20 protein-coding genes are annotated in these 25257 nt (G+C 40.9%); 10 read left to right on the top strand and 10 right to left on the bottom strand.

The window, feature by feature from the left end:
• The first annotated feature begins 55 nt into the window (after positions 1-55).
• A complete protein-coding gene (locus tag HMPREF0023_RS14370; protein ID WP_008942439.1) occupies positions 56-2209 on the top strand; it encodes a hypothetical protein in 2154 nt (717 codons plus the stop codon).
• A 27-nt stretch (positions 2210-2236) separates the two neighbouring features.
• Here the strand turns inward: HMPREF0023_RS14370 and HMPREF0023_RS14365 are convergent, their stop codons facing one another.
• The 4 genes from HMPREF0023_RS14365 to HMPREF0023_RS14350 all read right to left on the bottom strand — a co-directional run bounded on the left by HMPREF0023_RS14365 (position 2237) and on the right by HMPREF0023_RS14350 (position 5675).
• Positions 2237-2839: a hypothetical protein gene (locus HMPREF0023_RS14365; protein WP_005085680.1), complete on the bottom strand. Its 603-nt coding sequence runs from the start codon at positions 2837-2839 to the stop codon at positions 2237-2239.
• A 166-nt stretch (positions 2840-3005) separates the two neighbouring features.
• Positions 3006-3551, bottom strand: coding sequence for a glutathione peroxidase (locus HMPREF0023_RS14360; protein WP_004637493.1), 546 nt, complete (start codon positions 3549-3551; stop codon positions 3006-3008).
• Positions 3552-3666: 115 nt separating this feature from the next.
• Positions 3667-4440, bottom strand: a complete 774-nt coding sequence (locus HMPREF0023_RS14355; RefSeq protein ID WP_008942438.1) for a helix-turn-helix transcriptional regulator — start codon at positions 4438-4440, stop codon at positions 3667-3669.
• An 11-nt stretch (positions 4441-4451) separates the two neighbouring features.
• A complete protein-coding gene (locus tag HMPREF0023_RS14350) occupies positions 4452-5675 on the bottom strand; it encodes an MFS transporter (protein ID WP_005085676.1) in 1224 nt (407 codons plus the stop codon).
• Positions 5676-5821: 146 nt separating this feature from the next.
• On the opposite strand from HMPREF0023_RS14350, the gene HMPREF0023_RS14345 reads away from it, so the two are divergent.
• Positions 5822-6469, top strand: coding sequence for a TetR/AcrR family transcriptional regulator (locus tag HMPREF0023_RS14345; RefSeq protein ID WP_017396658.1), 648 nt, complete (start codon positions 5822-5824; stop codon positions 6467-6469).
• A gap of 102 nt (positions 6470-6571) precedes the next feature.
• On the top strand, positions 6572-7492 hold the full coding sequence (locus HMPREF0023_RS14340; RefSeq protein ID WP_005085672.1) for a DMT family transporter: 921 nt from the start codon (positions 6572-6574) through the stop codon (positions 7490-7492).
• A gap of 375 nt (positions 7493-7867) precedes the next feature.
• Here the strand turns inward: HMPREF0023_RS14340 and HMPREF0023_RS14335 are convergent, their stop codons facing one another.
• From HMPREF0023_RS14335 to HMPREF0023_RS14325, 3 genes are read right to left on the bottom strand one after another with little or no spacing between them, the layout of a single operon-like run.
• A complete protein-coding gene (locus HMPREF0023_RS14335) occupies positions 7868-8437 on the bottom strand; it encodes a Sua5/YciO/YrdC/YwlC family protein (RefSeq protein WP_005085670.1) in 570 nt (189 codons plus the stop codon).
• Positions 8438-8474: 37 nt separating this feature from the next.
• Positions 8475-9605: a DNA-processing protein DprA gene (gene dprA, locus HMPREF0023_RS14330; protein WP_017396659.1), complete on the bottom strand. Its 1131-nt coding sequence runs from the start codon at positions 9603-9605 to the stop codon at positions 8475-8477.
• 11 nt (positions 9606-9616) lie between these two features.
• On the bottom strand, positions 9617-10768 hold the full coding sequence (locus HMPREF0023_RS14325; protein ID WP_005092484.1) for a LysM peptidoglycan-binding domain-containing protein: 1152 nt from the start codon (positions 10766-10768) through the stop codon (positions 9617-9619).
• Between the two features lie 125 nt (positions 10769-10893).
• Between HMPREF0023_RS14325 and def the strand changes: the two genes are divergently transcribed.
• The 3 genes from def to HMPREF0023_RS14310 all read left to right on the top strand — a co-directional run bounded on the left by def (position 10894) and on the right by HMPREF0023_RS14310 (position 14052).
• On the top strand, positions 10894-11424 hold the full coding sequence (def, locus tag HMPREF0023_RS14320) for a peptide deformylase (RefSeq protein ID WP_004637502.1): 531 nt from the start codon (positions 10894-10896) through the stop codon (positions 11422-11424).
• Between the two features lie 20 nt (positions 11425-11444).
• The gene (locus HMPREF0023_RS14315; RefSeq protein WP_008942435.1) at positions 11445-11882 is read left to right on the top strand and encodes a DUF2946 family protein; all 438 of its coding nucleotides are present in this window, start codon (positions 11445-11447) and stop codon (positions 11880-11882) included.
• 73 nt (positions 11883-11955) lie between these two features.
• Entirely contained in the window at positions 11956-14052 is a 2097-nt protein-coding gene (locus HMPREF0023_RS14310; RefSeq protein WP_008942434.1) for a TonB-dependent copper receptor, read from the top strand.
• Positions 14053-14096: 44 nt separating this feature from the next.
• On the opposite strand, the gene HMPREF0023_RS14305 is transcribed toward HMPREF0023_RS14310, so the two are convergent.
• Positions 14097-14855, bottom strand: a complete 759-nt coding sequence (locus HMPREF0023_RS14305) for a hypothetical protein (protein ID WP_008942433.1) — start codon at positions 14853-14855, stop codon at positions 14097-14099.
• 367 nt (positions 14856-15222) lie between these two features.
• Positions 15223-18714, bottom strand: coding sequence for a PAS domain-containing hybrid sensor histidine kinase/response regulator (locus HMPREF0023_RS14300; protein WP_161419219.1), 3492 nt, complete (start codon positions 18712-18714; stop codon positions 15223-15225).
• Positions 18715-18900: 186 nt separating this feature from the next.
• Between HMPREF0023_RS14300 and HMPREF0023_RS14295 the strand changes: the two genes are divergently transcribed.
• Positions 18901-19233, top strand: coding sequence for a DUF485 domain-containing protein (locus tag HMPREF0023_RS14295; RefSeq protein WP_004637510.1), 333 nt, complete (start codon positions 18901-18903; stop codon positions 19231-19233).
• A 1-nt stretch (position 19234) separates the two neighbouring features.
• Entirely contained in the window at positions 19235-20950 is a 1716-nt protein-coding gene (locus tag HMPREF0023_RS14290; protein ID WP_017394442.1) for a cation acetate symporter, read from the top strand.
• A gap of 55 nt (positions 20951-21005) precedes the next feature.
• On the opposite strand, the gene HMPREF0023_RS14285 is transcribed toward HMPREF0023_RS14290, so the two are convergent.
• Positions 21006-22214, bottom strand: coding sequence for an oxygenase MpaB family protein (locus tag HMPREF0023_RS14285; RefSeq protein ID WP_004637513.1), 1209 nt, complete (start codon positions 22212-22214; stop codon positions 21006-21008).
• Positions 22215-22299: 85 nt separating this feature from the next.
• On the opposite strand from HMPREF0023_RS14285, the gene HMPREF0023_RS14280 reads away from it, so the two are divergent.
• The gene (locus HMPREF0023_RS14280) at positions 22300-22896 is read left to right on the top strand and encodes a TetR/AcrR family transcriptional regulator (protein WP_004637514.1); all 597 of its coding nucleotides are present in this window, start codon (positions 22300-22302) and stop codon (positions 22894-22896) included.
• 278 nt (positions 22897-23174) lie between these two features.
• Positions 23175-25148: a BCCT family transporter gene (locus tag HMPREF0023_RS14275; protein ID WP_005092474.1), complete on the top strand. Its 1974-nt coding sequence runs from the start codon at positions 23175-23177 to the stop codon at positions 25146-25148.
• Positions 25149-25257: the final 109 nt, after the last annotated feature.

The following is a 25257-nucleotide window of genomic DNA, read 5'->3' as shown; positions in this document are numbered from 1 at the left end:
GACATCGTTGTAAGCTATAACGAATGCGTATATTAAAGAAAAAATTAGGAAAAGTATGTTAGCAAGTAATGTCTTAAAGTTGCGCTTGGATCGTATCGAACAACAAGGACATCATTTGTCTGTCAAAGATCAGATAAAACTCGTGACATTAATACAACCTGATTTAACGGCTAATCTCTATACGCAATTTTTTAGTCTAAACTTACCTAAAGTTTGGAATTTCCGACACAGTACAGTCGATGAAACGCATTGTTCATTGCGTTTGATTCAACTCATCAATCAGGTTTTTATCCCGGCCTATCCACAACATGCTCATCGATATGCGTGGTTTGAGCAAGGGCTCAATTTTAGATTGCAACATGCTCAGTCACCGCTTGCGATATCTGAACGAGCCGCATTGTTAACTCAGTTACTCGCGTGCCAAGATAGTGATCTAAAACTGAGTATTCTTAACCAGTTACAAGATAAATATAATAATTCTTCCGTTACGTTAGCATTAGCCGAGTTATATTCTCGTTTCGAGGATTGGTCAGCTGCAATTAAAAATTATCGTATGCTATTTCAACAGCAAGATTATCATCCTGAAAGTGTGCACTATGATTTTATACACTGTTTGTTGAGTCGAAATGATTATCACAATGAGCAAGGACAGCGTGATGCGGTTGAGGCTTTAGAATGTTTGACCAATCTTGATTGTGTTCAACAACCGCATTTACATGAGCAATTAACACAATGGGCTGTAGTGCTGTTATTACCAGCAAACTTGCAATCCCAGCCTCGTGAATTACCTAAATCATTGCTTGGTATACAGCATAAATTTAAATTTGTTGGATATTCCTTGAATCATTGGCTAACCACAGATGAGTTTATCGTTCCTTATTATAAAAATGTGGTGGAGAGTGCGCCCAAATTACTCAATAACCATGAAATTGCGATGAACTTAGATCGTCATAAAGCGGCGAATACGGCATTGCAAAACATTCTCATGGGGCGTGATCTTAAGTTAGTCAGTGGGATTAATGCGGTCAATCATCGTATGGGATTTATTTGGAACTACTTACAAATAAATCCATTGGTACTGGATGCTTTGGTAACAGCCGCTCATCGTGAGCCCGATGCATTTTATAACTTAAAGCAAATCCCAGCGTCTGATTACCAGCATGATGCAGCGTTGTTACAAGTGTCATCTTATCTTGCTAAACAACAAGTTGCGTATAATCTAAGTCAACAAGGACATTGCATCGAATTTGTTGAACATACTGATGTTGCAAGTTTTGATTTGATCGTTGATGGCACACCCATGCAAGTAAAATGTAGCTTAGATGCTGATCAAATAGGAACATTTGCACGACAGCATCCGCATATTGCGATTATTGTGAATATTGAACTTGCGCATTTACAAGAAAAATATCCTTCAGTCTTTGCTGATTTTGCTTTGAGCTATGCTTCGGTGCAGCGCTCAGCTGTTGCGTGTTTGCAGCATTCAACTGGCAATGAAGAGTTTTTACCGATTCCATTGATGAATACTGGTTTTGCGGTATATCGTAATTTTAATACATCGATAAACTCACCCATATTGGGGATGTATTCGCAGGATAAATATTCGAGTTCAATATCAAAAAATAGTTTGGCTGTTGAAGCTACAATGGGGCGTGCACTTTCGGATTCAATTGGTGCTTTCTTTATTGGGGGGATTGCAGTATATCGAACTTGGCGGATACACAAGATTGAACAACGTCGACCTACTTCTGAGAAAGTTGCGTTGAAGGCGCAATCGGATTTGGTCATCGATTTGTTGATTCGCTTTGCAGAATGGTTTAATCAGAATTTATTAAAATATCGAGTTGATTTATACGCATTTCAACTGAGACAGATTGAAACAAAGTTGATGGGGAAGATCCCAGAAGCAATCATTTCAACAACCTTATATGCTTATAAGTTTGAGGCTTATCAACGTGCACAAAGGTTGTATATATGGATACAAAAACAATTAGCGCATGATCACCCTAAACGCAGAGCTCAGGCAGGCTGGGTTGCATTGGCACAGGCAGACCAATTTATATCGATTGAATTGAAACAGCATGTGAGACAGTTAAATGCTGAACTGCAAAAGTATAAGCAAATGTCACAACATGCGGAAAAGCTACCAGATTTGGAGCAACAAGCCCCAAACGATGCCAACCCACCTTATTCAATTCAAGCTATCTAAGATTTAAAAATCAGAAAATTTATGAGATTAGTTTGGCTGATCTGCTTCTGAAGTTGGATTACCTAAAACAAGAGCTGCAAGTTTCAACATATCGACCTGAATTTTATTAAACTGTGCTGCGATTTTTTCAAAATCTAATTGGCTAATATCTTGTTGACCATGTAAAAGAGGTAGATTGAGTAACTGTTGATTTGCGCTCAGCAGACTTTGGCGGATTTGGTCTACTTCGGTGCTTTTGAGTTGCAAAGACAACAAAACATCATGTAATGCATGAAGCTCTTGTTTAAGTTTTGCAGTACTTTCTTTGAGTTGTTGAACATTCTGGTTTTGAATCGCCTGTTCGAGTTGGCTCTGTGAGTTCTGGAGCAATGCTGTGTAGTCATCTGTTTTGAGTTGCAATTGCGCAACATCACGGATGATATTAAACATATTGCCGTGACTTAGATTTTGGTTGTCAGCAATATTGGATAGAGCGTCTTGCTCGGTGCTCGAAGGGGTGTTTTGTTCTTGTTCAGTATATTGCTGAGCCTGTTCATTCTTTTGAGGAGGTTGGTCACAACCGACCAGCGCAATCGTGCTAATCAATGCTGCTGCAGAAAGAATCGCGGAGATTGGGCGGTATTTAAGCATGACAGAACTTCATCAAAATCTGAAAAGAGCGTCACTATAATCAGAAAGTGTGAAGAAAAATGTGATTTTTGCAATTCGTTAACATTTTCATGCAATAAGATAATACAGGTTGGTTTGAGCTGAAGTATGAGAAGAATAAGGCTATTCTTCTCAGTGATGATTAAACTTATTTCGCCAATTCAGCTTCAATCGCAGTGACAATGCGTTCATCATCTGCCGTGATATCAGGTGCAAAGCGTGCAACGATTTCACCATTTTTATTGACGAGAAATTTCTCAAAATTCCAAAGAACCTCTGGTGGGTTGTTCGGTGTTAAACCATAATCTACAAGATCTTTCCACCAAGGTCCTTCACCGATTCGTTCAGGAATCGCTTGGGTCAATGTTTGATAAAGTGGATGTTTATCATCACCGGCCACAGAAATCTTGGCGAAAAGTGGGAAATGTACATCATAATTGAGTGAACAGAATTGTTCGATTTCTTCATTTGAACCCGGTTCTTGTTCTAAGAAGTTATTGGCAGGGAAGCCGAGAATTTCCAAGCCTTGATCTTTTTTAGCTTGATATAGTTTTTCTAAACCTTCGTATTGAGGGGTCAATCCACATTTTGAGGCTACATTCACCAAGAGTAAAACTTTGCCTTTATATTGTTCTAGATCAATGTCTTGACCTTTAATGTCTTTAACTGGAATGTGATAAACCGATTGGCTCATGGAGGATGTCCTAATTTGTTGTTGTGAAATCACTTGTTTGTTTTAACTGCTAATCTTTTAGAGTGCAATGCTATTGATATGAATACATACAAAATATGCTGAAAAATGTATAACTTTAAAGCGTTGCATTTTTAAGTTGTATGGGGGTTTGTCCCGTGTAGCGTTTAAAAAACTCGATGAAACTTGAACTGTGATGATAGCCAAGTGCAAATGCCAATTGTTTAATGGTCATTCCTTCGCGAATTTGATTAATTGCAAAAATAATTTTTGCTCGATTGCGCCATTCTGAGAGTGTGAGTTGTAACTCTTGTTGACTCAGTCGCAATACATGTCGTTCGCTCACGTTAAAATGATGAAGAACCTGCTGTAAGCTCAAATGAAACAATTCTGGATCTGCAAGCTTTTCTAAAATTGGCGATAAAATAGGGTGGTTGCTTTGCGGAAGATAATGGGAATACGTCGGTGCTTGTTTGAGTTGATCTAACAACACTTGGAGTAGATGCTCCACGTACTCTGGTGAATGGCTTTGCTTTTGTTGTTCGAGGATTTGAATGACCAATGCACGGAAAAAAGGTTGGATACTGAAACAACGACAACTATTTCCTAAAAATTGACCGAATTTAGGGTGCAGACGAATACAAATATAATGAATTTCATGTTCGACGGGCAGTGATTGATGTTCAGTACGTGGGGGTAACCACAGTCCATAGCTAGGTGGCGAAAGGTAATATTTCCCTTCAATATCAAACTCTAAAGTTCCATTGAGATTGAAGTTAAAGTCTCCCCAAAGTGAAGAATGAGGGCTAACAACGTCATCTTTTTGATAAAGAAATTCATGCACTTCAATACCATGTAAAAAAGGAAATTGTTTAGCCAGATCATGCTTCATGGGGAATATCTCTATTCATTTTCACAGCTGAGTTGAGGATTATTTAAACCGCGTGCTAGCGTGAAAATCAAGACCAGAGAGCAAAGTACCAGCGGAAGCATGGCAAAGAATAAGATGGTGCCATTAAAATGATCAACAATAATTCCACCAAACATACTGCCTAAGGCAATTAAAATGAGGAAGGTCAATGTCACCATTGGCATGCCTTTTTCTACCGCTTCAGGTGCATGTGTAAACATCCAGATATTCACTGCTGTCGGTATGATGCCATAAGCGAAGCCCCATAAAGCCGTCAACACCATGGCGGTCATAATATGTGCGCCAAACATCGGCAAGCTTAAAAATGCTAAAAAGAATGCAAAACCACTGACTGCAAAGGTGTAGCGAATATTGATTTGCCCAAGATAACCCGCAAAGATATTGCCAAAAATCCCCGCAATTCCATATACCAAAAGTAAACGGCTAATCAGTCCATCAGAGAAATCAATCTGATGTTTAAAAAAGGCGGAAAAATAACTATAAACTGCGAAGTGTGCAAATCCCATAAAGATAAAAATAATCAGCCCTTTACGAGCAGCGGGATGTTGCACAAGAATTGGAAGTTCTTTCCAACGCAGCGAAGACGATGGTTTTAATTGAGGTAAATAGAGGTATTGGAAGATAAAAAGCAAAATTCCCATGAGTGAAATGACGGTGAAAGAGGTGCGCCAGCCGTTATACTGTGCCAACCACGTGCCCATAGGTACACCGAGTACACTTGCTAAGGTCACCCCGAAAGCGACCCAAGCCGTTGCTTTGGCAATCGGTAAATGTGGCGGGGCTAAGCGACCACTGAGAGCAACTGCTGTTGCCCAAAAGCCACCAATCGCAATCCCTAAAATAATACGTCCAAACAGTAATAATGCAAAGTTGGACGCAAAAGCTGTAATGAAATTGGCCAAAATCATGAGCAAGGTTAACAGTAGTAATAGTGTCCGGCGATCCAGTGTTTTGGCCGATATCGGGATCAATACTGCGGCAAACATTCCGACGATGGCCGTTAGCGAAACAGTTAAACCTGCTGTTCCAACGGACACTTGAAAATCTCGTGCGATCTCATTAAGCACGCCCACAGCAAGGAATTCACCAGTGACTAGCGCGAAAGCACTTAAAGTAACGGAGAGCAGTGCAAACCAATTGCCTTGAGAAGGGTTTGACTCAATGGGTCGTATATCAGTGGGAGATGATTGTTCCATAATAATTTCCTTTATTGTTAGATAGATAACAATAAAATCGAAAAAGATTGAATTTTTATAACGATCGTTAAAAAATAAAATAGTTGATAAAAGCGATGGCGTCAATTAATTTAATAGTGATCGTTATAAAAATATTTGTGATTGCCATGACCCATGCAGATGATTCTCTAATAACACCGAGTGACGACACGCTCAAAAAAAAGCGTGGACGTCCAAAGTGCTTTGATGAACAACAGGTTTTAGAAAAAGCAATGTTGTTGTTTTGGGAACATGGTTATGAAGCGACATCTGTCAGTGACTTAACACAAGCATTGGAGCTGACTGCACCAAGTTTATATAGTAGTTTTGGTGATAAAGCGGGGCTTTTCTATAAATGTATTGATTATTATTTGGCGCATGAGGCTTGTCCTATTGAAGCGATCTTCTTAGAAGCAAAGACTGCTAAAGTGGCATTCGAACTTTATCTTTATGACAATGTACAACGTTTAGCACAGCCAGATAAACCAACAGGGTGTATGTTGGTGGTGGCGACCATTAACTGTTCGGATAATGCACAACAAATTCAGCATAATATTTTAGAAAAACGTTTAAAAACCAAGCAAAGACTACTAGAACGTCTGCAACAGGGGGTTGCCGAGGGTGACTTGGCAGCAACTGCACCCGTAACGGAAATGGCTGATTTCTATGCCACGGTGTTACAAGGCTTAACCATGCAAGCGCGGGATGGTGCAACGGTCACCCAATTACATAAAGTGGTTGAGCATGCGATGCGGACATGGGAATTATTCGAATGATCGATGTCTAAAGCGCGATATAAATGTCTGATATACGATATTTCAATTATTTTGGACATCTCTCACAATATTTGAATGGTTGTAATAAGGTGAGACAAACTGATGGGTCAGTTATCTAAATATCAGAAATGGGCATTTGTATTGCCATTGATTGCGGTGTTGATTTGGTCGCTGAATATTGCAGTAACCCGCTATGTTGCTGATTATATTTCACCAGTTAGTATTAGTTTCTATCGCTGGTTGGTGGCATTTCTGATATTAACGCCGTTTATGTTACCTAAAATTTGGCAGCAACGCGCTTTGATTCGCCCTCTTATTCCAAAATTGGCGGTATTAAGTGCTTTTGGTATGGTGCTATATCAAGGTTTGTCCTACGCGGCAGCGCATTATACCACCGCCACCAATATGGGAATCGTCAATGCTTTCGTTCCTATCTTTACCATTTTTATCTCATATCTGATTTTAAAAGATCGCCCAAATCGATTTGCGATTTTAGGAAGTGTACTGTCATTTGCTGGATTGCTTTATGTCATGGGGCAAGGTCATATTTCCAGCTTATTTATGCAGGGCGGGCATTGGGGTGATGCTGTGATGGTACTTGCAGTTGGATTTTATGCTTTTTATGGTGTATTCCTTAAAAAGTGGCAGTTAAAGCTGCCGCTCATGACCAGTTTATATGTTCAAATCGGATTTGCATTGGTATACCACCTGCCATTTTTACTTTGGTTTGGGCTGGACTGGATCAATGCTGAAAATGCAGCAAGTGTAATTTATGCAGGCGTCTTTCCGTCCTTAATCGCGCCTTTGCTATGGATGTTGGCTGTTCAGGTCATTGGACCCAATCGAACCAGTATTTTTATGAATCTGATGCCAGTGTTTACAGCAATTATCGCGAGTTTTTGGTTAGCGGAAAGCTGGACAATTTATCATAGTATTGGTGGTTTTATGATCTTGGTTGGGATTATTCTGGCACAGAAAAAAAGCCTAAAACTGCCATCTCGTGCGTTAGAATCGACAACTTAAGATGTAAATAAAATGCGTGTTTGTATAAAAAATAGACAAACGCGCATTTTATTTGGTATGAAGACGATTCTTTCTATTTGATATTACAAGTATATTTTGAAGAACAGCTAAAATTATCATCAAAAAAAAGCTCAATAAAAATAAAAATATAATTTTATTGAAAATCTAAAGGTGACAAAAATGGTATGCTTTTCACATTTTTTGTTAGGAGAATAATATATTTGTATAAATGAGATGATTCCGCCATAATAAACACCGAAGCAAATTGATACATTTTTTATTTGCTGACCGAATTTTCGAACCCTCTGGATGTGATTATACACATCCTTTTTATGCTCAGTTATCCCTATATAACTGAGCTTTTTTTTGCCTATTTTAGGCGCGAACAACTTCACCTGTTAACGCATTGAGAATCCGACTCGGTTCTTGACTCAAGCCTAAATTGCCTGCTAAGTAATGTAGGGAATGACCAAAGTAGTTATGTGCTTCCTCTAAGCTGCGAGCTGGTGCTAACCCAGCAGGATTAGCGCTGGTAGACACAACAAATCCACCAAAATGGTGACAAAGTTGGACACATAATGGATGTGTAGTGACGCGCACCGCGACTAAAGGGTGTTGTCCTTTGATCCATGTCGGAATATGTTGGTCTGCGGGTAATAGCCATGTCGTTGCGCGTTCTGTTTCAACACGATCTGACCAACTATTAATCACCTGATGCCGAATCGCGGGTTCAAGGTCTTGTAATAAATGCTCTACTTGCTCGATACAGCCCGCTAATAGAATGACACCTTTCTCAATTGGACGATGCTTGCATTCAAGGACATTTTGAAAAGCCTGTTCATTGAATGGATCACAACCTAGCCCCCAAACGGCTTCAGTGGGATAGGCGAGTACTTGTCCTTGTTTTAAAAGTTGAGCTGCATCAGCAACAGAGGAGGTAATCATGTTATGTATACGAAAAAAGGAGGAGACATCGCTTAGTTTAAAGCATTGGACGACAACGTAAATAGCGTCCGCCTTGTTGTGTACATAAACCTAATAGCTCAAGTTCCATGAGGTGTGAAGTAAGCTCAGCAATATTGCTTTGCTGTTGTTGTGTGAGTTGGTCTATGTCTTGCCCAACCCAGTCTAAACATTGATATAGACCAACCAAGTGTGAGGGAAGGTTTGGGGCCGCATTTGAGGATTTTTCTGAGGATTGTTGTTCAGATTGCCATTGAGTAGGTAAGGCTAAGTCCTCGATTACTTGCTCAGGATGATCGACTAAGATTGCACCTTCTCGAATGAGTTGGTGACAGCCTTGATGATGTTCACTATAAATATGCCCAGGAATCGCAAACACCATTTTTCCTTGGCTAGCCGCCTGATTGGCAGTAATAAGAGAACCACTTTTTATTGCAGCTTCAACCACAACCACACCAAGACTTAAGCCACTGACGATACGATTTCGACGAGGGAAATGTTGTTGTAAAGGCATAGTGGAGGGAAGGAACTCGGAGATGATAGCACCCGACTGTGCAATTTGCTGGGCTAGTTGTACATGTTGAGCTGGATAGACACGGTCTAATCCTGTTCCAACAACAGCAATGGTACGTTGATGAGCCAATCCACCTTGATGTGCAGCATGATCAATACCATGGGCTAGACCACTACTAATATAAAAACCTTTTTCACTTAAATAATACGCAAAATCATAAGCGACTTGGCGCCCATGAGGACTCGGTTTGCGGCTTCCTACCATCGCGATTTGTGGCTGTAATAAAGCGTGTGGATTCCCTTGTCCAAAAAGTATCGGTGGATGGTCTGAGTAAGGGAGCAGTTGTGTCGGATAGCCAATATCTTGGGGTGTTAAAATAAAATCACTATGTTGACAGATTAATTTTACTAACTGAGCAAATTGTTGTTGCCCGTCAGGTGTTTGAAATTCAGCTAAACGTTTTAAATGATTGGCATGTAAACCCAGTTGTTGCCATTCAGGGAAGCGCTCAGTTTGGGTGGCCTGTTCGCAATTGCCAAAATAGTCGACAATTTTTTGAAAGCTAGAAAGTGAATGTTGAACCAAATACCACACCAGCACGGTAGAGTAATGGTGAGGTAATAATTGGTTCAACATATGCCATCTACTTAGTTATCTAAACGAGGTGGTTTGATACTTGAGCCCATTTTTATTGGTAACTCACTTTCAAGCACATACGCATAGCTGATACGGTCAAAGCTCTTAAAGATCATCACACTACCGACATACTGTCCTGGTAATTTGACATTTTCTTTCGTTTTCGGATCTTTTACTGTTTCGCCGTCTTGATAAGCATTAAATACTTGTCCGATTTCGATCCCATCAGCTGTACCACGATCGACGGTGACAACACCATTTTTAGCGGCTGTACCAATTGAACCCATGACACGAATGATTTTACCGCCATCAGTGACTTGATTTGCATCGGTTGGGTAGAACAATGTTGGTAACATGGCATCTTGTTCAGGCATGACACGATCACCACGACGAACTTCACCGTTATAACTATCGGTTAACTCAACAGTGGTAATATCCTTTTCAGTGCTAATGGCAACACCTGAAGCAACTTGGGTCAATTCAACGCCAAGGACCTGCTTTTTGCCATGTTCATCAAGAATGGTGTACGGTTCACCTTCACGGAATACGCCATAGCGTTGACCATTTTCAATACCGTTACCGCGAACATAAACACGTTGACCTTTACCAGCGAGTACACGTTGATCGGCTGTACCCAGGATATAAGGTGTATGCGCAATTGCATCAGCTGGAAGAACCGAGGTACGCTCGAGCCATTGTTGAATGTGCGCCAGTGGAATAACTGGAATGCTATTGTTGAGTGCTTCGACACGCACCTGTGGGCGTAATGTTGAGGTGTTGCCTGTATAACGGCGAATAATACCCGCACAGCCATCTCCCTCATCTTTACCCACCAATGGTTTGCCATTCAAACTACAAAGCAATAAGCGATCGCCTGGATAGATCCAATGTGGGTTTTTAACGTGCTTATTGCTTGCCCAAATCTCAGGCCAACGCCAAGGCTTACTTAAAAACTTACCTGAAATGTCCCAAAGCGTATCGCCTTTTTTGACCACATAAACGTGTGGTGCACCCACTTTTACTGAGGGTGGACTAACGTTCGGACTTGCAGCATGTGCAAGATTGACACTCATGCCTAGTCCTGCACATATTGCAGCGGCAATCAGTTGTTTTTTTAACCCCAAGGCATGAAATGATTGTATGCCGTTTAAAACCTTTTTCATTATCATAATTCCTAAAAATTATGTGTGTAGTTGCGCTATAATAACGACTTTACACACAATTTTTTTTGATCAAGCATTCCCTTCAGTCGGTTTTCTGATCAACGGCATAAGTTGAGGATGTCAGTATGGCCTTATTACCTATTCTAAGTTTCCCTGATCCCCGCCTTCGTACCATTGCCAAGCCAGTCGAAGAAGTCACTGATGAGATTCGTCAGCTTGCAGCAGATATGCTTGAAACCATGTACGAGGCACCGGGTATAGGTTTAGCGGCAACTCAGGTTGATCATCATATTCAGCTTATTGTTATGGATCTCTCTGAAGAGAAAAACCAACCGATGGTGTTCATTAACCCCAAAGTCACTCCGCTGACTGAAGAAACGCAGCCTTATGAAGAAGGCTGTCTCTCTGTGCCTCAAATATACGATAAAGTTGAGCGTCCGTCACGCGTAAAAATCGAAGCAATTAACCTTGAAGGTCAAGCATTTGAGTTAGAAGCTGACGAACTTCTCGCTGTTTGTATCCAACATGAAATGGATCACTTAAATGGCAAACTTTTTGTTGATTATTTATCACCACTAAAACGCCAACGTGCGCGTGAAAAGGTCGAAAAAGTGGTTCGTCAACGTGAAAAAGAGAAAGTTGCAGTTAAACGCTAAACTGTAAAAATCATTTGAAGATGTTCTCTTTGTTTCGCTGTGGGTTATTGCTTGCATTTGCCGCGATCTGTTTACAGATTGCGGTATTCTTGCAGCCATTACTGCCCAAGCAATATCAGATTGCACCTGTCTGTGAAACGATTACACAGGCGTTGCTACTACCGAAAGTCATAACAGCGCATAATCAACATACGCAACACTCTTCGCATCATGGTCATCAGTTTGATCAGACTCAGGCATCGGTGTCACAGCACGATCACCACGATCCCAATCATCAATGCCAATATTGTACCGTTTATGCCAACTTGATCTTGCCACCTGAGCTTGGCATCAAAGAGGTTTTAGTTCGGATTCAAATCCGTTTAGTTGCATATCAGCAAGCTTTTAAGCATGTTTATTTTGCACTACAACGATTGTTCTTATTGCCCCAAGGGCGGGCTCCACCTCTTTCAGCATAAATTAAAACTTTATTTTATTAGGGTTTGCATAACTCTAGCCCAGTTTTACTTATGTTTTTAAGAGAGACCAATCATGGCTCAACCTAAATTTTTATTACAACCATTAACGGTTGCGATTCTTGCTGCCTCAAATGCCGCGATGGTATGGGCAAATGCTGAAGTTCAACCACAATCTCAAACGGCTCAAGTGATACTTGCACCGATTGTCGTCACCGCACAACAACCCAATCAAAACAATGGTTTGGTGGTACAGGCCGATCCGAAGAAGCCCATCCAACCTGTGCCAGCAACAGATGGGGCAGATTATTTACAAAGCATTATGGGTTTTAATGCGATTAAAAATGGGGGAACCAATGGTGATGTAACGTTCCGTGGAATGTTTGGTTCACGGATTAAAATGCTCGTTGATGGTAGTGAAAATCTAGGGGCATGTCCGAGTCGTATGGATGCCCCAACCTCTTATATTCAGCCTGAAAGCTTTGACAAAATTACCGTGATTAAAGGACCACAAACAGTACGGTATGCAACACCAGGTTCGGCTGCCACGGTGATTTTTGAGCGTCAACTAGAGAGTCTCAGCAAAGATCAACCTTATCGTGGGCAGGCGAGTGTGGTGACAGGGTCATATGGACGTTTAGATCATAATGTCGAAGCCGCAATTGGGGATGAGACGAAATATGCACGTTTGAATGCCAATCGCTCTGTAGCCGATAACTATAAAGATGGTGATGATCAAACCGTTCATTCTAACTGGGAGCGTTGGAATGCTGATCTCGCCTTAGGTTGGAAACCGACACAGGATTCATGGTTGGAATTGCGTGCTGGTAAGGGCGATGGCGAAGCAGCCTATGCGGGTCGTAGTATGGATGGTTCGCAATTTAAACGAGAAAGCCTTGGTTTACATGCTGAACGAAAGAATCTAAATGAGGTGATTAAAAAGATCGAAGCCCAAGTGGATTATAGTTATAACGATCACATCATGGATAATTTTAGCTTGCGTACACCACCCATGACGACAATGGAAATGCATGGTATGGACATGACTGTACCCAACAAAATGTCGATGCGTGTTGATCGCCGAACCTTAAATACGCGTCTCGCCGTAACAACTGATTGGAATAAGTTTAGTGTCATTTCAGGCGTAGACACACAGCATAATAAACATGGTGGGGACATGGTGATGTATTCCATGCCGTCAATGAATTCACCTTATGCTGAAGATTTAAAATTCCAGTCTTATGGTGGGTTTAGCGAGTGGACCTACAATCTTGATTCTGATCAAAAACTAGTTGCAGGTGCACGTATTGATCAAGTCAAAATTGATAACTTGAAAAATGGTAAAGATCGCCGTGATACATTGGCAAGTGGTTTTATCCGTATCGAAAAAGCTGTACCTGAACATGGTGTAAAAACCTATGCAGGTCTGGGTTATGTGGAACGCAGCCCTGATTTCTGGGAGCTGTATAGTACTTCAACAAATCGTGGGGTTGGAGCAACCGATATGAAGGGGAAAACTACCTACCGTATGCTTGATAATTTAAACAATCTCAAAAATGAACGGACAGCACAACTGGATGTTGGTTTTCAAACAGAACATGGTGCATGGAACACTTGGGCTTCTGCTTATGCCGGCTTAATCAAAGACTTTATTTTGTTGGAATATAATACACCAGCTAAGAGACAGCCTTTGGCGCGTAATGTGGATGCAACGATTGCTGGGGTAGAAGCGGGTGTAGGTTACCAATTTAATGATCAGATCCAAGCGGATGTATCCACCATGTATGCTTGGGGAAAAAATACCTCTGATGATCGTGCCTTGCCACAAATTGCACCTTTAGAAGGACGTATTAATCTTCGTTATGTCGAGGATAAGTATAGCTTGGGGTTATTGTGGCGTGTGGTCGCTAAGCAGAATCGTATCAGCCTAAATGAAGGGAATGTGGTGGGTTATGATATGAATGAAAGCAAGGCGTTTAATACATTAGCAGTGAACGGTAGTTATCAATTAACCAAGGCAATGGATGTTTCGGTTGGTATTGATAACCTTCTAGATAAAACTTATACCGAGCATCTTAATAAAGCAGGCGCTTCGATGTTTGGTTATGGTGCCAGTGAACAGTTCAATAATATTGGACGAAACTATTGGATGCGCATGAGCATGAAGTTCTAAGCAACAAAAAAACAAGGTGGATATTTCCACCTTGTTTTTAAAATCTAAGCCAAACAGTCTTGTTTTGGCATTAAGCTATCGCAATACAATGGATTCAATGCACATTGCAAGTCATCGATTTGTTCTTGGGTCACATAGCCTTTGGCTTTGAGATATTCGGCGACACGATCATCACGTAGACTTAAGAATGCAGCATCATAAACACCCAGATCAACAAACAAAGCAGCTGTTTCTAAGCTATTAAAATGATCTAGGAATACATCATTTTCATACATCAAGAAAATATGTCCAAATTCAGTTGTGCTACGAATTTTTAAATGTTGTGCCAATTGTTCAGGGCGTGTTTTGATGAACAATAAATCTGAAAGCTCATCAAATTGAGTACGATCGAGTTGGTTAGCGCCTGCTTTAACATGACCAAGCCATGCCTTAAAGACGAGTACCGCACCGCCACGTAATAACATACTCCACATCTGATATCGTGTTTCTTCATCGAGATGTGCTGATTCAGTTTCTAATGTATTTAAAAACAATTCTTCCTGTTGAGCGAGCTTTTCAAACAGTCCAAGTCCCTGAGGCTGGTATGCAGCAGGTGCAAATACATCAAAATTCAATTCATCAAAGACCTTTAAAGCCAAAGGAATTGCTGTTTGATAAAGCGTATCAAGTGCACGTATATGCGCGTCATCTAATTTATTGTGTACAAAAATCGCTTTCCAGTCCAATTGTGGTAATAACGCATTGGCACTGTATTGGCGATAAAATTGTTGTGAACGAAGTTCTGATGTAGGCTGCTGATTCATGCTCAATGTCCTTTCTGATAATAATGAGAAACCCAAAACATGAACCTAGGTTCCTCTTGATACGCATAAATTTATGCGTTATTCAGAAAGCAAGTAGAATACGACTAAAGTCTTATATATTGATTTTTGTAGTTAAAGTCTAATGAAAACAATAGGATGATAAATTGTAAATAAATATACAAATGTTCTGTAATGTAAGTGAACATTTTTGCCATAGTCAAAAAAGCTTTGAGCGTTTTGGTCACTTAATCATTAGCTAAATCCAATTGTTTTGATGCTTTCCGCCTATGTTGCAAAATATTTTGCTAGTTTGTGGAAAGATCCTCCTTTCGAAACATGAGTCATGTCAAATCAGTCACACATTTGGTTACATCGGCATAATTTTTAATCCTGATAACCATGCCCGTAAAGCAGCCGGTTTCAAGGGTTTTCGAAGTAGCACAATATTTTGCTCTTTGAGTCGTTGCGGTAATTCAGGATCTGAATCTGCGGTGATCAGGGCAACAGGTACATGGGCAGGTCGATGTTGCTCAATAAAATCTAAGCCGAGTTGGTCATGGTTTAAATGCTGATCGATCAACCAGACTTGGATATCTTCTTGTTCAATCAATTTAAGTGCCTCAACTGGTTCGGTGGCAGTGAAAATTTGATAGCCCCATTTACCGAGCAGTGTGCGCATACCTTCTAGTATGTTTTCATCATTGTCTAAGCACAGTACCTTGTAAGCAGTATGCTGTAGCGCCGTGTTTTGTGTCGGTGCGAGATGAGGTTTCTTAGCTTCGGCCAAAGGCACTTCGATCATGAAGCAGGAACCTTTGCCTAACTCAGAGTACACATAGACTGGAAAATCCAATAAATGAGTCATGCGTTGGACAATTGCTAAGCCAAGCCCTAGTCCTTGCTCTCCCCAAGGTGAGGTATGTCCACAGCGCTCAAACTCTTGGAAAAGTTTGATTCTTTGTTGTTCATTAATGCCCGGACCTGTGTCCCATACACCAATCCGGATATGATGTGGACGCTGAGCTGAACGTAGAACACCGACCACGACACGACCTTGGGCAGTATAACGCAGTGCATTACTGACAAAGTTTTGGATAATACGTCGCATCCATTGTGGGTCCGTATCGACCCAAAATTTTGTATCGTGAACATGGAGCTGAATCTTTCGTTGAGCGGCAATCGATTTAAATTGCAGTTCAAGATCGCTGAGTAAATCATGTAGTGCGTAGGTTTGACGTTTAGGCTGAATCGTCCCACCTTCCAATCGAGCAATATCTAATAATGCAGACAGCATACTCTCCGCCCCATATAAGGCGCGATCAAGTTGTTGTAGTGTTTGTTGGTCTTCGGCTGAATGTACGCTTTGTTCTAATGCAGTACTGAACAACCGTGCAGCATGCATAGGTTGTAATAAGTCATGGCTGGCTGCGGCAAGGAAGCGGCTTTTGGATTGATTGGCTTTATCGGCTTGCTCGAGTGCTAATTGTTGTTCTTTCAGTGCATCTGCAAGTTGTTGGGTTCGGTCATGCACACGTTCTTCGAGTACCGCTTCATTGGTACGGAAGGCTGTAATATCTGCAAAGGTGGTGACAAAACCACCGCCTTTAATCGGATTGCCTCGCATTTGAATGACACGCCCATCTTTACGAATTCGCTCAAACTCATGTGCACTTCCAACCTTCATCCAGTGAAGGCGTTTACGTACATGTTCTTCAACAGGACCGGGGCCACATTCACCACGTTCTGCGTTATAACGAATCAAATCGGCAATCGGGCAACCGACATAAACCAGATCTTTGGGATAATCAAACAGTTTTAAATATTGATTATTCCAAGCAACCAAACACATATTTTTATCGACCACGCTTACACCTTGTGTCATGTGATCAATCATGGTCATCAACAGGTTTTGATTAAAACGTTGCCATTGTGAGGCCTGATCCAAAATATTGGCCACTTGTCCCAAGGCCAAACCATTATTGATGAGTGCTGTGGTCAATAAAGTTCGTGCAGAGGCTGCTCCAATAATGCCAGCGAGATATTGTTCAGTGAACCGCCACCACATACCATTGGCGACATGATTTTCATTTAAAACAATGTGGTTCTGTTCGCAGAATTGTTGGAAGGCTTGGTTGGTTGGTCGTTCTCCCGTAATGCGTTTGGCAAGTGCCAATAAGTCTCCAACTTTGAGTCGAGCTGCGTTTTGATGTAAGTCATTCAGATCTACAGTTGCATGTGTAGAAGCCACGGGTTTGGTTTCATAGTAAAAGAAGCTTTCAGCTTGAATTTGTTCGGCAATACTTGGGCGGTAAAGTCTTGAAATCCAGATATATAAAATGAGATTCAAGCCTAAAGACCAAAGCACACCGTGTGTTAATGGCGCAAACGACTCAAAACCGAGTAGCGCTTCAGGGCGAAGGCTATGAATGTCAAACGGCCCAAACAACAAGATATGTTGGGCAATGTTCTGATAATCTTCAGGCAGACTGCGTAATAAGGTCGGAAAAAGTAGAGTATAACTCCACATGAAAAAACCAACGATCAATCCGACATAGACGCCTTGGCGACTCGCACCACGCCAATATAATCCGCCGATGAGAGAAGGGGCGAACTGTGCTACGGCACTAAATGCTAAAAGACCAAATACTGAAAGTTGATTAATATCATTAAAGAAATTAAAAAATAAAAAGCCAAGTAACATGACACTCAGAATACTGATACGCCGTGTTAGCTTAAGCACTTTGGGGAGCTGAGGATCATGTCGAGAAATCACTTTGAAATGCCAAAGTGCAGGCATAATCAAATCGTTACTCAGCATGATGGAAAGTGCGACTGATGCAACCAGCAACATCCCTGTGGATGCGGAAAAACCACCCAAGAAAGCTAAAAGAGCCAGCCAATCTTGTTGATAGCTGAGTGGTAATGCTAAAACAGCAATATCTGAGGTACCCAATGATTCAGGAAGGGCATTTAAAGCCCAACTCGCGATAGGGATGATCGCGAGTGTTGTTAAAATTAAATAGATGGCAAACCAGAGTCGTGCGCCATGAATATGCTTTTCATCACGAAGTTCAACCACAGCAACATGAAATTGGCGTGGAAGGCAAATCATCGCAAGGGCAGCAAGTAAAGTTTGAACCCAGAAGGTTTCAGGTACACCGAGTTGCTGTACATTATAAAAATGCTGCGATACATCATGGCTGACCTGTTTAATGTTTTCAGGTGACTGCAACAAGAAAAATCCAGCAACACAGAGTAAAGCAAACAATTTGACAAAAGATTCAAACGCGACGGCAAGCATGAGACCACCGTGTTGTTCGGTATTTGCAATATGACGTGTTCCGAAAATCATTGCCAAAATGGCTAACAGCGCTGTAAGCATCAAGACACTGTTGGTCGTGGTATGAATTTGTGAGTTGGGTTCTAAAATTACTGCCGCACTTAAGGCAATCGCATGGAGCTGAAGGGCGAGATAAGGTACGATCGCGATTACTGCCAATATCGTCACTAAGGCTGCCAAACGACCACTTTTGCCGTAGCGAGCAGCAATGAAATCAGCGATGGATGAAATGGAATGGTACTGTCGGATACGTCCTAAACGTTTCCAAATATCATAACCAAACCAAATAAATAATAAGGGCCCAAGATAAATGGGTAGAAACAGGATTCCATCACGGACAGCTGCACCTGTTGCTCCGTAAAATGTCCAAGATGAACAATATACCCCTAAGGTCAGGCTGAATAGCAGCATTCGACCACGCGCACTGAGGCGACTGGCGTGTTTTTCTCCAAAAAAAGCACAGCCAAATAACAGCGCAATATAAAGTGCGAGTATGCCAAGAATAAGCCAACTGTTCATATTGCTCACGTGATCAAATTCCATTTTTTATCATACCCGAAGCACGGGCTTGGAGATGCGTATCAATGCGTTTGTAGCGACCAAAGTCTAAGTTACGGCATCATCATAAACTTGCTAACTTGGATAGTGAAGAATCCCGTAGAGAAAAAGGGGTCCATGGTCGGACACAAAAATAAGGAGTTGGTTATGGATGATTCACAAGTAGATCAGATTCTACGAAATCCAAAATTTAAGGAAATGGTGAGAAGGAAAAGCATCTTAAGCTGGACGCTCACAGGAATTATGCTGTTTATCTATGTCGGTTTTATGCTTTTGGTCGGCTACAACAAAGAATTTTTAGGAAGCTCATTTAGCGGAGGAGTAACCACTGTAGGTATCCCCCTTGGTTTGAGCATCATCGTGTTGTCATTTTTATTATGTGGTGTCTATTCCTATATTGCCAATAATAAACTTGATCAATTAAACGAAGAAGCACTCAAGGAAGTTGAGGCGATTACGCATGAAAAAGGGATGCACTAAGATGAAAGGAATGTCATTTACAGCAAAACTTTTCGCGGTGATCAGTTTTTGTTGTTCAAGTATTGCATTTGCAGGACCTGATTTGGGCGCGGCAGAGCAACAAGCAACCAACTGGCATGCGATTATAATGTTCGCAATTTTTGTTGGTTTAACGCTATTCATTACCAAGTGGGCCGCAAAGCAAACTCAATCTGCTAAAGACTTCTATACTGCGGGTGGCGGTATTAGCGGTTTCCAAAATGGTTTGGCGATTGCTGGTGACTATATGTCTGCCGCATCGTTTTTGGGTATTTCTGCCATGGTCTTCATGTCAGGTTTCGATGGTCTCCTTTACTCACTTGGTTTTATGGTCGGTTGGCCCATCGTATTGTTCTTAATTGCCGAGCGTTTACGTAATTTAGGTAAATATAATTTATCAGATGTGGTGTCTTTCCGTCTGGAAGAGAAGCCTGTACGTACTCTTGCGGCAATGAGTTCATTGGTGGTGGTTGCATTTTATCTGATTGCACAAATGGTAGGTGCGGGTCAGTTAATTAAACTACTCTTTGGTCTGAACTATAATGTTGCGGTAGTGATTGTTGGCTTACTGATGATGGCGTATGTCATGTTCGGTGGGATGTTGGCGACGACATGGGTACAGATCATTAAAGCAGTGATGTTACTAAGCGGTGCAACTTTCATGGCCTTTATGGTGATGAAAGGTGTTGGGTTCAGCTTTACCAATATGTTCAATCAAGCGATTGAAGCCTATGGTCAAGCGCATAACTTAAGCTGGAATGAAGCTTTAAGAATTATGAGTCCTGGTTCGTTGACAGCAAATCCAATTGATGCTGTTTCACTGGGTCTTGCGCTAATGTTTGGTACGGCTGGTTTACCACATATTCTAATGCGCTTCTTTACCGTTAAAGATGCGAAAGAAGCACGTAAATCGGTTGTAGTGGCCACAGGTTTCATTGGTTACTTCTACCTTTTAACCTTTATCATTGGTTTTGGTGCAATCCTATTTGTTGCCAACAACCCGCAATTCCTTGATGTTGCAAAAATGGCAGTTACTGGAAAGTTAGAGTTGATGGGTGGGAATAACATGGCTGCGGTGCATCTGAGTGATGCCGTCGGTGGCGATTTATTCATGGGCTTTATCTCAGCGGTTGCCTTTGCCACAATTTTAGCGGTGGTTGCTGGATTAACTCTGTCAGGTGCATCAGCGATTTCACATGATCTTTATGCAAACGTATTCAAAAAAGGGAAAACTACGCCTGCATCTGAGCTACGTATGTCAAAAATTGCAACTTTAGGTTTAGCTGTTTTTGCGATGGTACTTGGTATTTTATTCGAAAAACAAAACGTTGCATTCATGGTCGGTTTAGCATTCTCGGTTGCATGTTGTGCAAACTTCCCGATTTTAGTGTTATCTATGTTCTGGAAAGGGTTGACTACACGTGGCGCAGTTATCGGTGGTTTAGTAGGCTTGATTGGTGCGGTCAGCCTCATCATTCTTTCTAAAGCTGTTTGGGTTGATACGTTGGGTATTTCTGACACTGCACCAAACCCATTCAACGGTCCAGCATTATTTGCGATGCCACTCTCATTCTTCTGCTGCTGGTTCTTCTCTGTAACGGATAAGTCAGCACGTGCTGAAAAAGAGCGTAAAGCATTTGATGCACAGTATGTTCGTTCAATGACTGGGGTGGGTGCTACAGGTGCATCTGATCACTAATCAACATGTTGATATAAAGATAGAGCCCTCAATTGATTGAGGGCTTTTTCAATTGTTATTGATGCATACTGGCAAGTTGTTGTGATTGCTTTCGATATAACGACAGCCCCGTTTTCTGTAGTTGTCGTCCATTTCGTTCAAGAAATTGGTTGATTGGCGCAATATATTTGGCACTGGTATAGAGGGTGAGATTACGAAGTATCAGATAGTAAGCAAACCATGACGCAGACTGAGCATCTAAACCAAGGCGTTTCATTTTCTTACGACCAATAAAAAACTGGGTAATTTCTAAATGTTGTTTATAGGCGAGTTTCTGTTGAAAAGTACGTAAATAACGGTATTGACGTTCAAAAGGTTCTTTGGAAAGGCTTGATCCCAGTGAAATACTGCTCGCATCAGATTTAGGATGAGCAAACTGCATCCAGTAAATGAGTTTCCAACCATCACGCTCTTGATCAACCAGCCATTTCTCTTCAATTCCCATTAACCAGCCTGCATATTTCCAAAAATGTAAAAAACTATCGACTTCCTGTTTATTTGGGAAAATACCGAGAGCGCGGATACCAATTAAAACCACGCCACTAAATGCAATATTGGTCATTGCTTGGTCATATTGATTGATTGGAAGACCCCATGTTTCAGCATCCCATTTTTCTGACTTTCTCAGTTGATGGCGAACCAGAGCGTGAATGAAACGAACGTAGATCGTTGAGGTAAAACCTTTACCAAAACGTGTAAAGCCATCTGGTTCAGTGATATCCACCCACCATTTCGTGGTTTCAGCAAGACGAGTGCCAGCTTGTTTTTTTAATGCACCTGTCAGAATCAATGGCTGATTAAATCCAGGATACATGTAGCCTGTCATTAATGATAAATCTCTTAAAATCAAACCATTATTTATGCCTAGTCGATAGGTAAATTTGATTGCAGCGTCAATTTTATGTTGCTCATACCAAACTGGTTTTTGTTCAACCAAATGAAAAAAATCAGTAAGCTCTGGAATGTTATGGGGGAGTTTATCGAGTCCTTCATAAAGTGCAGTTTCAAAATACTTACGGTGTAGTTTGGGGTTTTGCAACATCCACTGCATCACTTGATCCATTGGTTCGTCACCACTTTGTAATGCTGTATTGAGTGCCAGATATTCGTCATAATTTGGCTGTATGTCTTGGTTAACTAAATAACTTAATACTTTGCTGGTGATACTGGATTGGACCATTTTTTCATAGGAAGCCAAACGCTTAGGTTTATTTAGATTTAGCATTGCATCACGCCTCAGATTATTATCTAATCAAAGCTTAATACGAATAAATATTCGCATTCAATTCGCATTTAAATCGAGGCTGTACATGAGAAAACGCCCACAGCAACAACGTGCCAAAATGATTGTGGAAAGTATTTTAGAGGGTGCTCAAAAATGCATTGCTGAGCATGGGGTGCTACAGGTCACCACGCCTAAAATTTCTGAAAAATCAGGTGTTGGTGTTGGCTCGATTTATCAATACTTCGAAAATAAAGAGCAAATTATTGCCGAGTTGCTATTACGTAAAAGTGAAAATTTGGGGCAAGCTTTAAAACAGTTAGTGGTCTTGCAAGAGCAAGCTTCTATTCAAGACATCATCACATTAAGCATTGCCTTTGGTTTCGAAACATTAAAGTCTGATCAAGGCTTTTTTATTGAGATTTTAAAAAATTGGCATGCCTATAGTGAGTCTGAAGCCGCACAGGTTTTGGAACAACATTTTCTAGAAATAGGGATGTATTTGTTTGGGCGATATTATCCCCAGTGGGATTTTGAAACCTTAAAGCATAAATCTTTTGTGATTATCAATAGTACTTTATTTACCATGATGCGTTATGCCAGTAAAAATACATTTTTAATTGAAGAACAAAGACTTCAACAAGAATTAGCGAAAATGATTATTGCCTTTTTAACGACGGATTAAATGTCATATTGTGATTATCAACGCACAGTAATGTGTAGTGTATTGGTGAGCAAAGTGGTTGATGATTAGGTGTTCAGTACATTCTTTGTTACCCTAAAAAATAACCGACATAGTGGTTTTTTATTGGAAAGTTATCATTTCTGTACCCACAGCTTTGATAATTCCTTTTATAAACTCTGATGAGTTTTTTTTATAGTTTAGACGTTTTTAATTATTCACTTTCCGTCTTCTAGTGTGCCGAAGCGACGCAATAGCTATTAGAATAGTATGGAGAAAATATGCATTCCAAAACATCATCTTGGTTGTCCAACGTCAACCGAAATGTTTTCTTTAGCACGGTATTGATTATTTCCGTATTCCTTTCGTTTGCAATCTTTACCCCAGGTATTTTTGAGAGTTTATCTGCCCAAGCAAAACAATGGATTACCGATTCTTTTAGTTGGTTCTATATTTTATGTGTGGCGATTTTTCTTGTTCTTTTGGTTTATATCGCCTGTTCTGCAAGTGGCAATATTAAACTAGGCCCAGATCATAGTCAGCCAGACTATAGTAAGGGTTCATGGTTTGCGATGCTGTTTACTGCAGGTATGGGCGTCGGACTGATGTTCTTTGGTGTGGCTGAACCGGTTATGCACTATGTAACCCCACCAAATAGTGATCCTGAAACAGTGCAAGCAGCCAAAGAGGCATTGAGAATTACTTTCTTCCACTGGGGAGTACATGCATGGGCTGTTTATGCGTTGGTAGGTTTATCACTAGCATATTTTGCTTACCGTCATAATTTACCGCTTAAAACACGTTCTGCCTTATATCCGATTATTGGTAAACGTATTTATGGGCGTTGGGGAGATGCAATTGATACCTTTGCGACCGTTGGTACGATTTTTGGTGTTGCGACTTCATTAGGTTTTGGTGTGTTACAGGTCAATGCAGGCTTAAACTATTTGTTTGGTCTTGATCAAAGCACATCTACACAGATTATGCTGATTATTTTTGTCAGTATTTTGGCAGCTTTATCTGTATTTGCAGGTCTAGAAAAGGGGGTGAAACGCTTATCTGAGCTGAACTTAATCCTTGCCGTCGTTTTGGTTACCTTTGTTTTTTTAGTTGGACCGACATTACATCTATTACGTACTACGGTTGAAAATACTGGACAGTACCTTTCAAATCTATTTGTGATGACCTTTAATCTTCAGGCTTATGAGTCAACAGGTTGGATTGGTGGTTGGACCGTATTTTATTGGTCTTGGTGGATTGCTTGGTCTCCATTTGTAGGGATGTTTATTGCTCGCGTATCCCGTGGACGTACCATTCGAGAGTTTATTCTTGGGGTCATTCTTATTCCAACAGGCTTCACGATTGTATGGATGGGATTTTGGGGGAATGCCGCACTGTTTAGCATCATGCAAGAAAACAATATTGCTTTGATGCAAATGGTACAAGAAGATTCATCAGTTGCTCTTTTTGAGTTTTTAAATCATTTGCCGCTTTCTGGTGTCATGAGCTTATTGGCTGCGATACTAGTTCTACTCTTCTTCGTGACCTCAGCCGATTCAGGTGCATTAGTGGTGAACTATTTAACTGCCAAAAATGAGGAAACGCCTGCATGGCAAAGAGTATTTTGGGTGGTGCTGATTGCAACACTGACGATCTGTTTGTTGTTAGTTGGTGGTTTATCAACTTTGCAGGCATCAATGTTAGTCAGTGCACTGCCATTTGCGTTAATCATGTTGCTGATGAGCTGGGGTTTATTAAAAGCATTAAATCTTGATGCGACCAAAGCCAAAATGTTGACCGAGGCACGAACAACACCGAGAGCGATGAACAACCCGCGCAGTTGGCAGCAACGTTTAGGTTTGATCATGCATTACCCGCATACTGAAGAAGAGGTCAAGCAATATATTGCGACACAAGTAAGAAAAGCGTTTGAGGCTGTACAAGCTGAATTTAAACGCCGTAAATTACAAGTCAGTATTGATGAAACCGAACAAGGTTTACGCTTACGTGTGGATCACCATCAGGAAATTAATTTTGAATATACGGTTTTTTCACATCAAACCACGCCACCTAGTTTTATGTTGGGGCAAAGTGAGGCTGAGGATGAAGACCGAGAATACTTTCAAGCTGAAGTATTTCTACGAGAAGGTGGTCAAAATTATGATGTGATGGACTGGACACAAGAAGATTTGATCCAAGACATTATTGATCAATATGAGCGGCACTTATATTTCCTCAATGTGGTCCGTAGTTAAGCCTAATCGATCAATCAAAATAAAAAAGATGTCCAATACGGGCATCTTTTTTCATTCAGAACGATAAAAAGTGCATATTTTCGCGGATAAAATAGACAAACCCACCTTT

Source organism: Acinetobacter sp. ATCC 27244 (assembly GCF_000156555.1).
Classification (GTDB): Bacteria; Pseudomonadota; Gammaproteobacteria; order Pseudomonadales; family Moraxellaceae; genus Acinetobacter; species Acinetobacter haemolyticus.
Note: the sequence above shows the minus strand (reverse complement) of the source record. Positions and strands in the feature narration are given on the sequence as shown.

Bases quoted from the DNA above. Each gene is read 5' to 3' on its own strand.
- HMPREF0023_RS14365 (WP_005085680.1), bottom strand. From the start codon at position 2,839: ATGCTTAAATACCGCCCAATCTCCGCGATTCTTTCTGCAGCAGCATTG.
- HMPREF0023_RS14285 (WP_004637513.1), bottom strand. From the start codon at position 22,214: ATGCTAAATCTAAATAAACCTAAGCGTTTGGCTTCCTATGAAAAAATG.
- HMPREF0023_RS14315 (WP_008942435.1), top strand. From the start codon at position 11,445: ATGTTCTCTTTGTTTCGCTGTGGGTTATTGCTTGCATTTGCCGCGATC.
- HMPREF0023_RS14300 (WP_161419219.1), bottom strand. From the start codon at position 18,714: ATGAACAGTTGGCTTATTCTTGGCATACTCGCACTTTATATTGCGCTG.
- HMPREF0023_RS14350 (WP_005085676.1), bottom strand. From the start codon at position 5,675: ATGGAACAATCATCTCCCACTGATATACGACCCATTGAGTCAAACCCT.
- HMPREF0023_RS14335 (WP_005085670.1), bottom strand. From the start codon at position 8,437: ATGATTACCTCCTCTGTTGCTGATGCAGCTCAACTTTTAAAACAAGGA.
- HMPREF0023_RS14345 (WP_017396658.1), top strand. From the start codon at position 5,822: ATGACCCATGCAGATGATTCTCTAATAACACCGAGTGACGACACGCTC.
- HMPREF0023_RS14325 (WP_005092484.1), bottom strand. From the start codon at position 10,768: ATGAAAAAGGTTTTAAACGGCATACAATCATTTCATGCCTTGGGGTTA.
- def (WP_004637502.1), top strand. From the start codon at position 10,894: ATGGCCTTATTACCTATTCTAAGTTTCCCTGATCCCCGCCTTCGTACC.
- HMPREF0023_RS14355 (WP_008942438.1), bottom strand. From the start codon at position 4,440: ATGAAGCATGATCTGGCTAAACAATTTCCTTTTTTACATGGTATTGAA.
- HMPREF0023_RS14305 (WP_008942433.1), bottom strand. From the start codon at position 14,855: ATGAATCAGCAGCCTACATCAGAACTTCGTTCACAACAATTTTATCGC.
- HMPREF0023_RS14340 (WP_005085672.1), top strand. From the start codon at position 6,572: ATGGGTCAGTTATCTAAATATCAGAAATGGGCATTTGTATTGCCATTG.
- HMPREF0023_RS14360 (WP_004637493.1), bottom strand. From the start codon at position 3,551: ATGAGCCAATCGGTTTATCACATTCCAGTTAAAGACATTAAAGGTCAA.
- HMPREF0023_RS14370 (WP_008942439.1), top strand. From the start codon at position 56: ATGTTAGCAAGTAATGTCTTAAAGTTGCGCTTGGATCGTATCGAACAA.
- HMPREF0023_RS14280 (WP_004637514.1), top strand. From the start codon at position 22,300: ATGAGAAAACGCCCACAGCAACAACGTGCCAAAATGATTGTGGAAAGT.
- dprA (WP_017396659.1), bottom strand. From the start codon at position 9,605: ATGTTGAACCAATTATTACCTCACCATTACTCTACCGTGCTGGTGTGG.
- HMPREF0023_RS14310 (WP_008942434.1), top strand. From the start codon at position 11,956: ATGGCTCAACCTAAATTTTTATTACAACCATTAACGGTTGCGATTCTT.
- HMPREF0023_RS14290 (WP_017394442.1), top strand. From the start codon at position 19,235: ATGAAAGGAATGTCATTTACAGCAAAACTTTTCGCGGTGATCAGTTTT.
- HMPREF0023_RS14275 (WP_005092474.1), top strand. From the start codon at position 23,175: ATGCATTCCAAAACATCATCTTGGTTGTCCAACGTCAACCGAAATGTT.
- HMPREF0023_RS14295 (WP_004637510.1), top strand. From the start codon at position 18,901: ATGGATGATTCACAAGTAGATCAGATTCTACGAAATCCAAAATTTAAG.